This window comes from Nocardia camponoti (assembly GCF_014646135.1).
GTDB classification, from domain to species: Bacteria; Actinomycetota; Actinomycetes; order Mycobacteriales; family Mycobacteriaceae; genus Nocardia; species Nocardia camponoti.
Genome location: NZ_BMMW01000003.1, coordinates 657,498 through 671,110, shown reverse-complemented (window position 1 = coordinate 671,110; position 13,613 = coordinate 657,498). Strand labels below are relative to the sequence as shown.

Annotated in this window: 13 protein-coding genes; 9 read left to right on the top strand and 4 right to left on the bottom strand. The window is 65.0% G+C overall.

Annotation, left to right across the window (positions count from 1 at the left end; genetic code table 11):
* Positions 1 to 84 precede the first annotated feature (84 nt).
* Both IEX78_RS18030 and IEX78_RS18025 read right to left on the bottom strand, forming a co-directional pair.
* Positions 85 to 552: a flavin reductase family protein gene (locus IEX78_RS18030; protein ID WP_229684094.1), complete on the bottom strand. Its 468-nt coding sequence runs from the start codon at positions 550 to 552 to the stop codon at positions 85 to 87.
* Between the two features lie 120 nt (positions 553 to 672).
* On the bottom strand, positions 673 to 1,149 hold the full coding sequence (locus IEX78_RS18025) for a YbaK/EbsC family protein (protein WP_188830131.1): 477 nt from the start codon (positions 1,147 to 1,149) through the stop codon (positions 673 to 675).
* 119 nt (positions 1,150 to 1,268) lie between these two features.
* Between IEX78_RS18025 and IEX78_RS18020 the strand changes: the two genes are divergently transcribed.
* From IEX78_RS18020 to IEX78_RS18005, 4 genes are all read left to right on the top strand, one after another.
* Positions 1,269 to 2,090 (top strand): crotonase/enoyl-CoA hydratase family protein, encoded by an 822-nt coding sequence (locus IEX78_RS18020; protein WP_188830130.1) that lies wholly within the window; start codon positions 1,269 to 1,271, stop codon positions 2,088 to 2,090.
* Between the two features lie 87 nt (positions 2,091 to 2,177).
* Entirely contained in the window at positions 2,178 to 2,660 is a 483-nt protein-coding gene (locus tag IEX78_RS18015) for a MarR family winged helix-turn-helix transcriptional regulator (RefSeq protein WP_188830129.1), read from the top strand.
* Positions 2,657 to 4,318, top strand: a complete 1,662-nt coding sequence (locus IEX78_RS18010; protein WP_188830298.1) for an MDR family MFS transporter — start codon at positions 2,657 to 2,659, stop codon at positions 4,316 to 4,318. The genes IEX78_RS18015 and IEX78_RS18010 overlap by 4 nt, the downstream gene beginning before the upstream one ends.
* Before the next feature lie 114 nt (positions 4,319 to 4,432).
* A complete protein-coding gene (locus IEX78_RS18005) occupies positions 4,433 to 4,654 on the top strand; it encodes a hypothetical protein (RefSeq protein WP_188830128.1) in 222 nt (73 codons plus the stop codon).
* Positions 4,655 to 4,711: 57 nt separating this feature from the next.
* Here IEX78_RS18005 and IEX78_RS18000 read toward each other — a convergent pair whose 3' ends face one another.
* Entirely contained in the window at positions 4,712 to 5,200 is a 489-nt protein-coding gene (locus IEX78_RS18000) for an inorganic diphosphatase (protein WP_188830127.1), read from the bottom strand.
* A 113-nt stretch (positions 5,201 to 5,313) separates the two neighbouring features.
* On the opposite strand from IEX78_RS18000, the gene dacB reads away from it, so the two are divergent.
* From dacB to IEX78_RS17975, 5 genes are all read left to right on the top strand, one after another.
* Positions 5,314 to 6,726, top strand: coding sequence for a D-alanyl-D-alanine carboxypeptidase/D-alanyl-D-alanine endopeptidase (dacB, locus tag IEX78_RS17995; RefSeq protein ID WP_188830126.1), 1,413 nt, complete (start codon positions 5,314 to 5,316; stop codon positions 6,724 to 6,726).
* Between the two features lie 15 nt (positions 6,727 to 6,741).
* Positions 6,742 to 7,800: an Rv3626c family coenzyme F420 biosynthesis-associated protein gene (locus tag IEX78_RS17990; RefSeq protein WP_188830125.1), complete on the top strand. Its 1,059-nt coding sequence runs from the start codon at positions 6,742 to 6,744 to the stop codon at positions 7,798 to 7,800.
* Positions 7,801 to 7,917: 117 nt separating this feature from the next.
* Positions 7,918 to 8,943, top strand: a complete 1,026-nt coding sequence (gene tilS, locus IEX78_RS17985) for a tRNA lysidine(34) synthetase TilS (protein WP_188830124.1) — start codon at positions 7,918 to 7,920, stop codon at positions 8,941 to 8,943.
* Positions 8,944 to 8,967: 24 nt separating this feature from the next.
* A complete protein-coding gene (gene hpt, locus IEX78_RS17980) occupies positions 8,968 to 9,519 on the top strand; it encodes a hypoxanthine phosphoribosyltransferase (RefSeq protein ID WP_188830123.1) in 552 nt (183 codons plus the stop codon).
* 1,787 nt (positions 9,520 to 11,306) lie between these two features.
* The gene (locus IEX78_RS17975; protein ID WP_229684093.1) at positions 11,307 to 12,563 is read left to right on the top strand and encodes an amidase; all 1,257 of its coding nucleotides are present in this window, start codon (positions 11,307 to 11,309) and stop codon (positions 12,561 to 12,563) included.
* On the opposite strand, the gene IEX78_RS17970 is transcribed toward IEX78_RS17975, so the two are convergent.
* A complete protein-coding gene (locus tag IEX78_RS17970; protein ID WP_188830121.1) occupies positions 12,560 to 13,459 on the bottom strand; it encodes a LysR family transcriptional regulator in 900 nt (299 codons plus the stop codon). The two genes, IEX78_RS17975 and IEX78_RS17970, sit on opposite strands and share 4 nt — an antisense overlap.
* Between the last annotated feature and the right edge of the window lie 154 nt (positions 13,460 to 13,613).

The following is a 13,613-nucleotide window of genomic DNA, read 5'->3' as shown; positions in this document are numbered from 1 at the left end:
ATTTCGGGGTTTGCCTGCGAATGTGCACGAAAATGCCAGTCATGTAGCAACCGGGTGGTTGCGGTCAGTGCGAGGTAAGCCCGCTCACCCATCCAATTTCGTCGGGCGGTGGTATTCGCCGTTGTAATACAGCAGCGGGGCCGCCGACGGCGACTCGTTGGTTTCGTCGTGCACCCGCGTGACCAGGCCAACGGCCAATGTGTGGTCGCCAAGGTCGATCAAGCTGTGCATTGTCGCGCGCAACCAGATCGGGGTGCCGTGGAGGACGGGCTCGCCCGTGTCCAACGGGGTCCACAGGCTGTGGTCGGTGAAGCGGTCGGCGGCGGTTCGGGAGAAGCGGTGCGCCAAGTGCTGTTGGTGTTCGCCTAAAAAGTGGATTACTACGCTGTCTGCTTTGCGCAGGGCGTCGATGCTCGACGACGTATGCGCGATATTGAACGACACCAGCGGCGGCTCAAGCGACAGCGACGCGAACGATGTCGCGGTGAAGCCGACCGGGCCGTCAGCGCCACCCAGGGTGACCACCGTTACCCCCGCCGGGTAGTGGCGCATCGACGCGCGGTACTGCTCGGCGGTGATTCCGCTCAGGTCGTCAGGAACCACCAGTTCGCCCGGTGAAGGTCGTACAACATCGCCCACCCGGCCCAATTTACGCCCGACAGCCCGGCCAGCTCAGTCCACCTCAAGCGGCAAACCCGCCGTAATGCGCACTAATTCGCGGAAGTTGGTGCGGAACACCGTGTTCGGATGACCGCCCGCTGCCCACACTTCGGGGTGCTCGGCGAGCGCGGTGTCGACCCACGTCGGCAGGTTGGTCGGGTGACCAACCGGCGCGGTGCCGTCGATCGGCTGGCCGGTTACCCGCTCAACCAACGCGGTAGGTGCCTGCGTCAACTTGCCAGCCAACCGCTCACCAATGCGCACCAAATCGATCTGGTGATGATCGGCGACGAGCAACAAAACCGGGTCGTCGTCGAGCAGGAAGACCTGCGACCGGGTGATCTCGGTTGGTCCCGCGCCGAACGCGCGCGCGGCGTCGACAGCGGTGGGTGCTGGCGTATCGGGGGAGACGATGACGCCGTGATGACCTCGGGCGATGAGCGTGTCCGCGACTCGACATGCGACTGGCGGAAGAGACGACCTGCGCATGAGATCCAGAGTAGGTCGCGGTCGGTAAATATGCGGTGAGAGTTCATATTTGGCGCACATGATCAAAAGTCGCCGACGCGCCATCGTCGGTACCCGCCGGTAACGACATAATTCGATACATGACTGATTGGCAGGCGTTCACCGTCGACATCGCGAACCACGTAGCTCGGGTCACGCTCACCGGCCCCGGCAAGGGCAACGCGCAGGGCCCGGATTTCTGGCGCGAACTGCCGCTGATTTTCGCCGAACTCAGCGCGAACCCCGACGTGCGCGCGGTTGTCCTCACGGGCTCGGGCAAGCATTTCTCGTTCGGCCTCGACCTGCCCGCCATCGCGGCCACCCTCGCCCCGGTCCTCGCGCCCGACGCCAAGGCCGCCCCGCGCACCGATTTCCTGCATGAGATTCGGCGCATGCAGGCATCGGTGACGGCCGTCGCTGACTGCACCAAACCGGTGATCGCGGCCATCTCCGGCTGGTGCATCGGTGGCGCGCTCGACCTCATCGCCGCCGCCGATATCCGCCTGGCAAGCGCCGACGCGAAGTTCTCGCTGCGTGAAGCGAAGGTCGCGATCGTCGCCGATATCGGTTCGCTGCAACGTCTTCCCGGCATCATCGGCGAAGGTCATCTGCGCGAATTGGCTTACACCGCAAAGGATATCGACGCCGAGCGTGCCGAGCGCATTGGTCTCGTCAACGACGTCTACCCCGACCAGGAAGCAGTGCTCGCCGCCGCCGACGCGATGGCCGCCGAGATCGCCGCCAACCCGCCGCTCGTCGTCCAGGGCATCAAGGACGTGCTTGAGCACCGCACGCGGCCAGCCGTCACCGACGGGTTGCGGTACGTGTCGACGTGGAACGCCGCGTTCCTGCCGTCGAACGACCTCACCGAGGCCATCACTGCGATCTTCCAGAAGCGCGAGCCCGACTTCAAGGGCGAGTAAAACCTAGTTAAACGGTTGCCACGGCAACCGTTCCGCCCATATGCTTGCGCCATACAACTAATTGCATGCTGCAAGCAAAGGTGGCAGATGACTGACCCGTCGATCGATGCGATCGCGACCCAACTCGTCCGGTTGCATCGGCTACGCGACCGCATGCTCGCCCAGGCCAAAGAGCGATTCGGCATCGATCCTGCCGGCTTCGTCGTGCTATTTCGGCTGCTCTGCGACGGGCCGATGCGCTCGGGCGCGCTGGCCGAAGCGGTGTATTCCGACGCGTCAACGGTGAGCCGCCAGGTGGCGCAACTCGTCGACAATGGCCTGGTGCGACGCACCGCCGACCCCGACGACGGTCGCGCGACGCTGCTCGAAGTGACCGAAAAGGGTCATGAGGTCGCCGAACGCATTCGCGAGCGACGCCACGAAGGCGTCGCGCTCGTCACCGAGGGATGGTCGCCCGACGACCTCGCGACCTTCGCGCGTCTGCTCACGCGGTACGTGACCGACTACGACAACGCCCGGCCCACCCTCGCCGCGCGCAATCCCATCTTGAAATCGACGGAGAACAAGTGACAAGCACGACCACGAAGCCGTCGGAGCAATCCGACACCGGCTTTTCCCATCGCCAAATCTTGACGATCCTGTCGGGGCTCATGCTCGGCATGCTGCTTTCGTCACTCGATCAGACCATCGTCTCGACGTCGATTCGCACCATCGCCGACGACCTCCAGGGCTATTCCCTCCAAGCATGGGCGACGACGGCCTACCTCATCACCGCGACGATCAGCACCCCGCTCTACGGCAAGCTATCGGATATGTTCGGCCGAAAGCCGTTCTTCCTCACCGCGATTGGCCTGTTCATCGTGGGTTCGCTGTTGTGTACCGTGGCGCAATCGATGTACGAACTCGCCGCGTTCCGCGCCTTCCAAGGGCTCGGCGCTGGCGGTTTGATGTCGCTTGCGCTTGCGATCATGGGCGACATCATCCCGCCGCGTGAGCGCGCGCGATACCAGGGTTATTTCCTTGCGGTGTTTGGTATTTCGAGTGTTGCTGGCCCGGTGCTTGGCGGTCTGCTCGCCGGGCAGGATTCCATTTTGGGCATCACCGGCTGGCGTTGGGTGTTCCTGGTTAACGTGCCGTTCGGGCTGCTCGCGCTCGTTGTTGTCACCAAGGTGTTGCACCTGCCGCGCAAGCCGAAGGCGACCTACCGCATCGATTACCTTGGCGCCGTTGTGCTTTCGATCGGGCTTGTTCCGCTGTTGATCGTGGCCGAACAAGGACGTCAGTGGGGTTGGACAAGCGCCGCTTCGCTGACCTGCTACGTGATTGGCGCGCTCGGCCTCGCCGGTTTCGTCGCGGTCGAGAACTACATGGGCGACGCCGCGCTGATCCCGCTTCGCGTCTTCAAAAACACCACTTTCGCACTGGGCGTTGCCATTTCGTTCGTCGTTGGCATGGCGATGTTCGGCGGAATGTTGTTGCTGCCGCAGTACTTGCAGGTGGTGCGTGGTGCGGGGCCGACCGAAGCTGGTCTGCAATTGCTGCCGATGGTGCTCGGGCTCATGCTCGGTTCGCTGCTGTCGGGTCGGCTGATTTCGCGCACCGGCCACTACCGCGTTTTCCCGATTATCGGCGGCACCGCACTCACATCGGGGCTGTTCCTGCTGCATTTCCTCACCGCGGACAGTCCGCTCTGGCTTGCGATGATCTTCATGGCGTGCACCGGTTTTGGGCTCGGCAACCTGATGCAGCCGCTCACCCTCGCACTGCAAAACGCGCTGCCGCCCGCCGACATGGGCGTCTCGACGGCGTCGGCCACGTTCTTCCGACAGATCGGCGGCACGTTGGGCGCCGCGGTGTTCCTGTCGATTCTGTTCTCGCTGATCACGCCCAACATCACCGACGAGATGCAGGCGGCAGCGAAAGACCCGGCATATCAGCACGCTGTTGTCGAAGGGTTGCACAGCACGAACCCTGCCGACGTCACGTTGTCGAAAGGTCTTGTCGCACACGACACTTCAGCGGCGAGCTCGGTGCTTTCCGACAGCTCGGTGATCCAGCAACTGAACCCAGAGCTGGCTAAACCGTTCAAGGTTGGCTTCGCCGATTCGATGTCGACGGTGTTCCTTGTCGCGGCTGGCGTCGCGCTGATCGCGCTGCTGCTCGTGCTGTTCTGGAAGGAAGTTCCGCTACGTCAGATGGGCGGAATTCAGGCGGGCACCAAAGAGTGAGTAGGAAAGCGACCTAGGTGGGCCTCGCGTCCACCTAGGGGTGGCTGTTTAGGCGGTTGATCACTCATAACGTGATTGCTAACGAGAAAGCAACCGCCACAACAGGAGTCACCAATGCGTATCAAGTCAACCATCGCCGCGCTCGCCTTCGCTACCGTCGCCGGGGTGTCGACGGTAGCCGCTGGCACCGCGTCGGCAGGCCCGCTCGGCACCTACTACGCCACCTACCCGAGCCTGTACTCGTGCCGCGCCGACGGCGAGTCGTCCTACACCGGCGGCTACTACTGGGAATGCGTCGAAAACTGGGACGGCTGGGACCTTTACATCTGGTACTAGCAACGAAAAAACGGGAAGCCCCCAAAAGGGACTTCCCGTTTTTCGCGTACTCGGGGCTTAGTGGCCCTGTTCCTTCTCACGGGCGAACGCCTCGTCGATGATCTTCTCGGCCTCGGCGCGCGGCAGCCACTCCGAACCCTTGACGAACTTGCCCGGCTCAAGATCCTTGTAGCGCTCGAAGAAGTGCTTGATCTCGCCAAGCAGGAACTCCGAAACGTCGCCAAGGTCCTGGATGTGGTCCCAGCGCGGGTCGCCAGCCGGGACGGCCAAGATCTTGTCGTCGCCGCCAGCTTCGTCGGTCATGCGGTACACCGCGACCGGACGCGCTTCAACGATCACACCGGGGAACACCGAATCCGTCAGCAGGACAAGCGCGTCGAGCGGGTCGCCGTCCTCGCCGAGGGTGTTGTCGATGTAGCCGTAGTCGGCGGGGTAGGCCATTGAGGTGTACAGAAAGCGGTCGAGCCGGATGCGACCGGTCTCGTGATCGACCTCGTACTTGTTGCGAGAACCCTTGGGGATCTCGATGGTGACGTCGAACTCCACGCCATCTCCTCTTATTCGCGGGCTTGCGTACGCGGTTCTGCCGAACCGTTGCGCAACGAGGATAGTGTGGTGGCGTTGAGCACCGGTGCGGCAGGCGCGGGGTTGGTGGAGGGATGAGGGTTTTGAGCCGACGATCACGGTGGATTTGGGTTGCTGCGGTGCTGGTCGCGCTGCTGATTATCGGTGCGGTTTTCGCGGTTGTCGCGCGCCCGTGGACGCCAGAATTCCGGCACGGTGGTCTCACTATTTCCGCACCGCCGACCGTCGCCACACCTGCTGACCAGCTGTTGCCCGCTTCGGGTGCCGCGCCGATGCCGTCGGCCGCTGGCATCGCCGCCGCGCTTGGCCCTGTCGTGACCAGTCCCGACCTTGGCGCTTTCGCCGCACAGATCACCGACGCGGCAAGCGGCACGGTGTTGTGGAGTCAAGACCAGGGCAAGCCGATGATTCCGTCGTCGACGGCGAAGGTGATGCTCGTCGCCGCCGCCCTGCTCACGCTGCCGGATTCGCAGCGCGTCACCACGCGCGTTGTCGCCGGTGGGCCGGGCGAGATTGTGCTGGTCGGCGCTGGCGACCCGACGCTCACCGCGCGCGCCGAAGGCGGCTACTACACCGACGCGCCGAAACTCGCTGACCTCGTCGCCCAGATCAAGGCGTCGGGTTATCAGGTTCGCTCGGTGCTCGTCGACGTTTCGGCATACCGAGGTCCGACGATGGCGCCGGGCTGGGATCCGGTCGACATTCCCGACGGGTCGATCGCACCCATCGAACCGGTGATGATCGACGGCGGCCGCATCGACCCGCTCGCCGACTACTCCCCGCGCACCGCGACGCCCGCACTCGACGCCGGGCGCGCGCTCGCCGCCGCACTTGGCGTTGACCCGGCGTTGGCGCGGGTTGGTCAGGCCGCGACGCCCGGTAAGGAACTCGCGAAGGTGGAGTCCGCGCCGTTGCGAGTTCGCTTGCACGACTTCATGGTTCACTCCGACAACGTGCTCGCGGAAATGGTTGGCCGTGAATTGGCCGTTGCGACCGGGCACGAAGCGTCGTTCGCCGGTGCCGTTGACGCGGTGAACTCGGGTCTCATCGCCGCCGGGTTCGACATCACTGGGCTCACGATGAAGGACAACAGCGGACTGTCCGTCGACGACCGCGTGCCCGCCCAACTGCTCAACTCCATCATCGCCACCGCAGCCAAGCCGACCGGCGTGCTGCCGGGCACCCAGGCCAAAGCTGAAGTCGACCCGCGCACCGCGGCGTTGTCGCCCCTGCTTGACGACCTGCCCGTCGCGGGCGGTTCCGGCACACTGGCCGCGCGTTTCGTCACCGCCAACCGCGCTGGTGCTGGGTGGGTGCGTGCGAAGACCGGAACTCTGAGCGTCGGCAGCGCGTTGGTCGGATATGTGCTCGACCGGGACGGTCGGGTGCTCACTTTCGCGTTGATGTCCAACGACCGGTTGCCCGAAGTGAGTCGCCCCGCACTCGACGCGGTGGCGGCCACCCTGCGCAACTGCGGGTGCTCATGAGAGCGGGTAGCGAACATGTCGGAGCTTGCCGATAAGAAGACGTTCAGCGGCATCGTCGATTGGCGACTCGCCGCGCGCACCGGCGCCGTGCTCGCCCCGTCCGGGCCGCGCATCACGCGGGGCGACGGTGAGCAGATCGTCGCCGAGCTAGCCGAGCTTTCGGTGCGGGCCGAAGGGCCGGTGCGCGAGGTCAGTTTGCGGCTCGACGACGAACCCGTTCCCGCCGCGCGGATCGTCAGCCGGGCTGGGTGGATCAACGCCGCCGCCGACTCGATAGCCGCCCTCACCGGCACTTCCACGCCCGACGGGGTCAGCAAGCTGGCGGGCAAACCCGCCGGGGTGCAGGCAGGCGCGATGCTGGCGTTCCTTTCGACGGCCATCCTCGGCCAGTACGACCCGTTCACCGGCGAAGACGGCACCCTGCTGCTTGTCGCGCCGAACATTTTGAGCGTCGAGCGGGCGCTTGGTGTCGACCCGACCGATTTCCGGCTGTGGGTTTGCCTGCATGAAGTCACGCATCGGGTGCAGTTTTCGTCGGCGCCGTGGTTGGCCGACTACATGCGCGACAACGTCGACCAGCTCAGCGCGATCGGCGACGATTCACTCGGCAAAATGATTTCGCGCCTCACCGGCGAACTCGAATTGCGTCGCAAGAATCCTGGTTCAGACGACCCCAATTCAAAGGGGATCGTTGGATTATTGCGCGCGATGCAGGCTCCGCCGCAGCGCGAGGCATTGGACCGGCTACTGATGCTTGGCACACTGCTCGAAGGTCACGCCGACCACGTGATGGACGCGGTTGGGCCTGCCGTTGTGCCGAGCGTCGAGAAGATCCGGGGCGCGTTCGACCAGCGGCGAAAGCGCCCGAGCAACCCGGTGCAGCGATTGATGCGCGCGCTACTTGGGGTTGACGCGAAGGTCGCGCAGTACGTGCGTGGGAAAAAGTTTGTTGACGAGGTGGTTGCGCGCGTTGGGATGAGCGAGTTCAACGCGATTTGGACGAGTGGGGACACGTTGCCACTGGTTTCCGAGATTGATGAGCCGGGGCTGTGGGTCGCGCGGGTGTTGGGGTAGTGCGGTGGAGTCGGGCTGCGCATAGCAACCTTGTGGTTGCCAAATGGATGGCATTTTCGTGCACATTCGCGCTGAACTGCCCGGATTCCGGTCTAAGGTCCGCAGACGTGCACGAAAATGCCACTCTGGTTCGAAACCGCGGTGGCGCTGGTGTCGCGTAAGGCGTTGCCGGAAACTCCTGCCGCACTTGCGGTTCGGCGTGGTGTGCGAAAGTGGTTGGGGGACTTGCCTATTCGGCCCAGTGGTGTTGTTGTCGCACTGTCGGGCGGAGCCGACTCGCTCGCGTTGACCGCTGCCGCTGTTGCTGAGATTGGCGAAGTCGAAGCGGTTGTTGTCGACCATCAGCTGCAAAGTGGGTCCGGGGAAGTTGCCGCGCGGGCCGTCGACCAAGCCTTAGAACTGGGGTGCGTCGCTGCGCGAGTCGTGCCCGTTGACGTCGGGCGCGTCGGGGGAGTCGAAGCCGCCGCGCGGCAGGCCCGCTACGCCGCGCTAGAACAGGTTCGCGACGGGCGGCCCGTGCTCCTCGGCCACACCCTTGACGACCAAGCCGAGACCGTCCTCCTTGGGCTCGCGCGCGGAGCGGGTGGGCGCTCGTTGCAGGGCATGGCCGCGTGGAATGCGCCATGGGGGCGGCCGCTGCTTGAGGTGCGGCGGGCCGACACCGTCGGGCTGTGCGCGGACCTGGGGATTACGCCGTGGGACGACCCGCACAACGTCGACCCGAGGTACACCCGAGTCCGGTTGCGCACCGAAGTGCTCCCGCTGCTTGAGGACGTGCTCGGCGGGGGCGTCGCCCAAGCGCTCGCGCGAACCGCCGACCATCTCCGCGCCGACGGCCAAGTCATCGACGGGCTCGCCGCCGAACTGAGTTCGGTAGCGCACAGTGATCCAGCCGGGTTGTCCTGCGAGATCCTTGCCACTGCACCCGTCGCGGTGCGTCGCCGCGCGATCCGCGACTGGCTCGCCCAACACGGGGTCAACCGCACGCTGAACGCGCAATTACAAGCAATCGACGCGCTCGTGAGCGAATGGCGCGGGCAAGGTGCGGTCGCTGTTGGCGGCGGCGACCCGGCCCGCAGGTTGGTCGTCGCCCGCGAACATGGCACGCTGACAGTGCGCACGCAGCCGCGAACCGAGCAGTGATCAGGAACAGAAGGGACACTTCCCGTGTACGGAGACGACATCGCGTCGGTGCTGATCACCGAAGACGAGATCAAGGCCAAAACCCAGGAACTCGCTGAGATCATCGCCAAGCGATACCCGCCCGACTCACCCGAAGGTGACCTGCTGCTGATCGGCGTCCTCAAAGGCGCGGTCTTCTTCATCACCGACCTCGCCCGCGCGCTCCCGATCCCGGTGCAGCTGGAATTCATGGCCGTTTCGTCGTACGGCTCGTCGACGTCGTCCTCCGGCGTTGTGCGAATTATGAAGGACCTCGACAAAGACATCGCTGGGCGAAATGTGCTGATCGTCGAAGACATCATCGACTCGGGACTCACGCTGTCGTGGTTGATGCGAAACCTGTCGACGCGCAACCCGGCGTCGCTTGAGGTTGTGACGTTGCTGCGCAAGCCGGATGCGTTGAAGACGCCGGTTGATGTGGCCAATGTTGGGTTCGACATCCCGAACGAGTTTGTTGTGGGGTACGGGCTGGACTATGCGGAGCGGTACCGGGATTTGCCGTACATCGGGACGTTGGACCCGGCTGTTTATTCGTAGGTTGGATGCGGGTGGGGTGAGGTTGCCCGCCCGCACTTTTGTGTCGCTCGGGTGGGTGTTTATGGGCCGTGGTGACGTGCTTGCGAAGGTGATCGCCCGGGTTTTTGCGGATCGTGCGCTCAGGGGGTGGGCGCGCGAGGGCGTGGTTGCGGCGGTTTGAGCGGGTGGCGACGTGGCTGGTTGCTGCCTGCGTCGTTGGCTCGCCACCCCATCCGGGGAGTGGTGACGTTCTCGTGGAGGTGGCCAGTCCAGGTCTTGGCGGATCGCGCTGAGGGTTGTGCGCGCGCAGGGCGTGGGGACGTGGGTTTGAGCGCGGCCTGTGGGTGGAGTGGTGACGTTCTCGTGGCAGTGGCCAGCCATGTCTGGCGGACCGCACTAAGGGTTGTGGACGCGCGCGGGACGTGGTTTAAGCGCGGCCAGTGGCCGGAGTGGTGACGTTCCTGTGAAGGTGGCCAGCCTGGGTCTTTGCGCTCATGCGCTGAGGGTGTGGTGCGCGCGGGCATGGGGACGTGGGATTGAACGTAGCCCGTGGGTGGTCGGGTTCTAAAGAAAAAGCCCGCCCGCTTCTGTCGGGGGTTCTTTACATGGCGGGTTGTAGACCGCCCGCCGTTGCCACGGGTATTCGGTGGAGGGATTCGGTACATAACTGTGTTTTTGGCGCGCTGGCGCGCGCGTGTCGCGGCCCTGAGGTCCGTCCGTTCAGGCACCGTTGCTTGCTCCTTCGTCGCCTACGCAACGGCACCTGAACGGACGGACGGCCGCGACCGGCCCCTGCGGGGCCGCCGCTCCTCGAGGTCGCGGGTGGTTGGCTGAGTTTCTGCGAACGTGTCGATTGCAGGGGCGCGACCGCTCGCTTCGCATCGCGGGCTGCGCGCAACGGTCGAGATTCGGGTGCTCGATCCGTGCACGTTCGAATGTTGCTGGCCGTTGCCCGGGCACGTTCTCGCGAACGTGTCGATTGCAGGGCTCGCCCGCTCGCTTCGCGTCGCGAGCATCGCGCTACCTGCGAGATTCGACGCTCGCCGCCGCGAAGCCTCCGTTCGAGCGAATCTTCTGCTCGCAGGGCTAGCCCCCTCGCTTCGCGTCGCGAGCTGCGCACAATGTGCAAGTTCGACGCTCGGCCGCCGCGGGGCGTCCGTTTTGTGCGCGTCCACCGCTCGCAGGGCTTGCCCGCTCGCTTCGCGTCGCGAGCATCGCGCTACCTGCGAGAGTCGACGCTCGCCTGCTACGGGCGTCCATTTGCGCGAATACCCGCGTCCAGGGCTAGCCCGCTCGCTTCGCGTCGCGAGCTGCGCACAATGTGCAATGCGCGAGTCCTCCGCATGGACAGCTCGCCCGCTCGCTTCGCGTCACGAGCCGCGCGCTACTTGCGAAGTTCGGCGCTCGCCTGCTGCGGAGCGTCCATTTTGCGCGGATACTCGACCACTAGGGCTAGCCCGCTCGCTCCGCGTCGCGAGCTGCGCATAATCCCAAATTCGACGCTCTCCGCATGCGCGGTCGAATGCTGGGCGCTCGTTCCTAAACCCTTCGCGACGGCCGTCTTCAACCCTTCGCAGGGCGAAATAGATTCCGCCACGCCACTCCTCATCAAGCCTCCCGCGGCAGCCGAAATGATAGCTTTCGCGTTGCTAGCTGAGCGCCCGTATTCCGATGACCCAAAGCAATGCGAAAGTCTAGGCAGAGGGGGAGCATCCGCGGTGCACGATGACCTCTATGACGAGGTGACCCTGCCCTGGGACGCCGATGAGCTGTGTTTTGAACGCCCGAGGGTGAAGCCTGCGTTTCCGCTGGTTGGGCCCGCTTGTACTACTGCCGCGCGGGTGCGGGCGGGGGTGATTTCGCCCGTTGACGTTGCCGTTGACGCGCTCACGCGGATCGGAACTGAGAATCGGAAGATCAATGCGTTTGCCTGCGTACGGGCTGAGCATGCGCGGGCTGAAGCTGCCGCGCTCGGGCAGCGTGTTGATCTTGATGTGTTGCCGTTGGCGGGGGTGCCGGTTGCGGTTAAGCAGAATGTGGCGGTCGACCATCCTGTCGTCACGCGACTGCGGGCGGCTGGCGCGATCGTGGTCGGGACGACGGCCATGCCGGAGCTTGGGCTCTGGGGGACAACCGACAGCAACGGGGTCATCACTCGCAACCCGCATGATGTCGGGCGAAGTGCGGGCGGGTCGTCGGGTGGGTCGGCCGCCGCCGTTGCCGCCGGGTTGGTTCCCATCGCGCACGGCACCGACGGGCTCGGTTCGATTCGGGTGCCCGCCGCCGCGTGCGGGGTTTTCGGGATCAAGCCGGGGCGGTCGGTTGTGCCAGCCGAAATTGGCACAAGTTCCTGGGATGGGCTGGCCGAGAACGGGATCTTCGCGTCGACGGTTTCGGATGCGGCCCTTGGTCTTTCGGTGCTCGCCGGTCGCCCTGACCTCGCCGAATTGCATCAACCGCGAACGCTGCGGATCGGCGTCGCGGTGGCTTCCCCGTCGCGGTGGATTCACGTCGACCGGCACTGGACGGCCGCCGCGCGCATCGCGGGCGCGCACGCGGCGGCGCTCGGTCATCACGTTGAGCCGATCGAACTGTCCTATGAGGGCACGATGGCGGCGATGCTGTTGCGCTGGACAACAGCGACCCTCGACGACGCCGACGCGCTCACCGAACCGGATCGACTCCCCGAGCGCACACGTAAACATCTCACGATCGGTCGCGTAATTCGCGCACTACACCTCGTGCGCCCAAAACAGCTCGACCGCATCGAATCGCGACTGCTCGACTTCTTCGAGAACTTCGACGTGGTCATCACCCCGACGCTCGCGGCGTCACCACCGCGCGCCCGGCAATGGGCAACCCGGGGATGGGCGGCGAATGTGGTGAGTTGCCTGCGCTACGCGCCCTTCACGGGCCTGTGGAATCTCGTCGGCTGGCCCGCCGCTTCGCTGCCGATGGGTACGCACCCACACGCGCACACGCCGCTCGCCGCGCAACTGATCGGTCAGCCGGGCAGCGAGGCCACGCTACTTGGCCTCGCCGCCCAACTTGAACTGCTGAATTAAACCGCCAGCGGTGCGACGGTGACCGGGGCAGGATCGGCGAAACCACCAGCGACAGCGCGTGCGGCGAATTCGAGAATGGTCGGCCGGGTGTCGTCGGCACGCCACGCGACAGCGAGTTCGCACGGGCTCAACCCCGTCACGGGCCGCGCGGTAAGGCCAGGCCAGCGGTACATCGGCACGTTGTTTTCGGCGAGCAAGCACACGCCGAGGCCGAGGCTCACGGCTTCGAGCTTGTCTTCCGGGGTCGCGGCTTCCGCGCCGATCTTGGCGGGACGACCACCGCGCGCGTCGTTGCCGAGCCAGAAGTCGCGAATCGCGCCAGCTTCGGTCGGCAACGCGACGAAGGGTTCGTCGAGCAGGTCGGTGAAGTCGATTGAATCCTGGCTCGCCAACGGGTGCGACTCAGGCAGCAGCACCCAGCGCGGCTCGGTGCGCAGCACCTGCCAGCGGTACCGGTTGGAGTCGGGCAGCGGCAGCCAGACCAGCGACATGTCAGCCTGACGGCCAGCAAGCCCGCTCGACGGGTCGTTCCATGACGCGGCATGCAGCGCGAGACGGTGTCCCGACGCGCTTTCCAGGTCGTTGATCAGGCCGCGACCGAGCGCGGACTGGATGCCGACGCGCAGCACCTCGCCCGCTTCTTGCAGCGAGACGTTGGTGACTTCCCAGAGCTCAAGGATCTTGCGAGCGCCGTCGAGCAGTTCCTTGCCTGCGACGGTGAGCGCGACACTGCGCTGGTTGCGGTCGAACAGGACCACGTCGAGTTGGCGTTCGAGCTGCCGGATTTGGCGTGACAACGTCGGCTGAGCGATGTGCAAGCGCTGAGCGGCGTTCGTAAAGTGCAGTTCCTCAGCGACGGCGACGAAATACCGCAGATCGCGCAAATGCGGGTCCATAGCCCCTTGCTATCAGAATAGGTCGAGAAAATCCAGCCAAAAAGGGCCGGGAAGTTCGCGCAGGTGGATCAAAACGGACATCAGGTTGGTTCGCACAGCATATGGCCTGGCATGGTCGCTCGCGACATTGGCCGGTCGTTTGCTGCGCGCAATC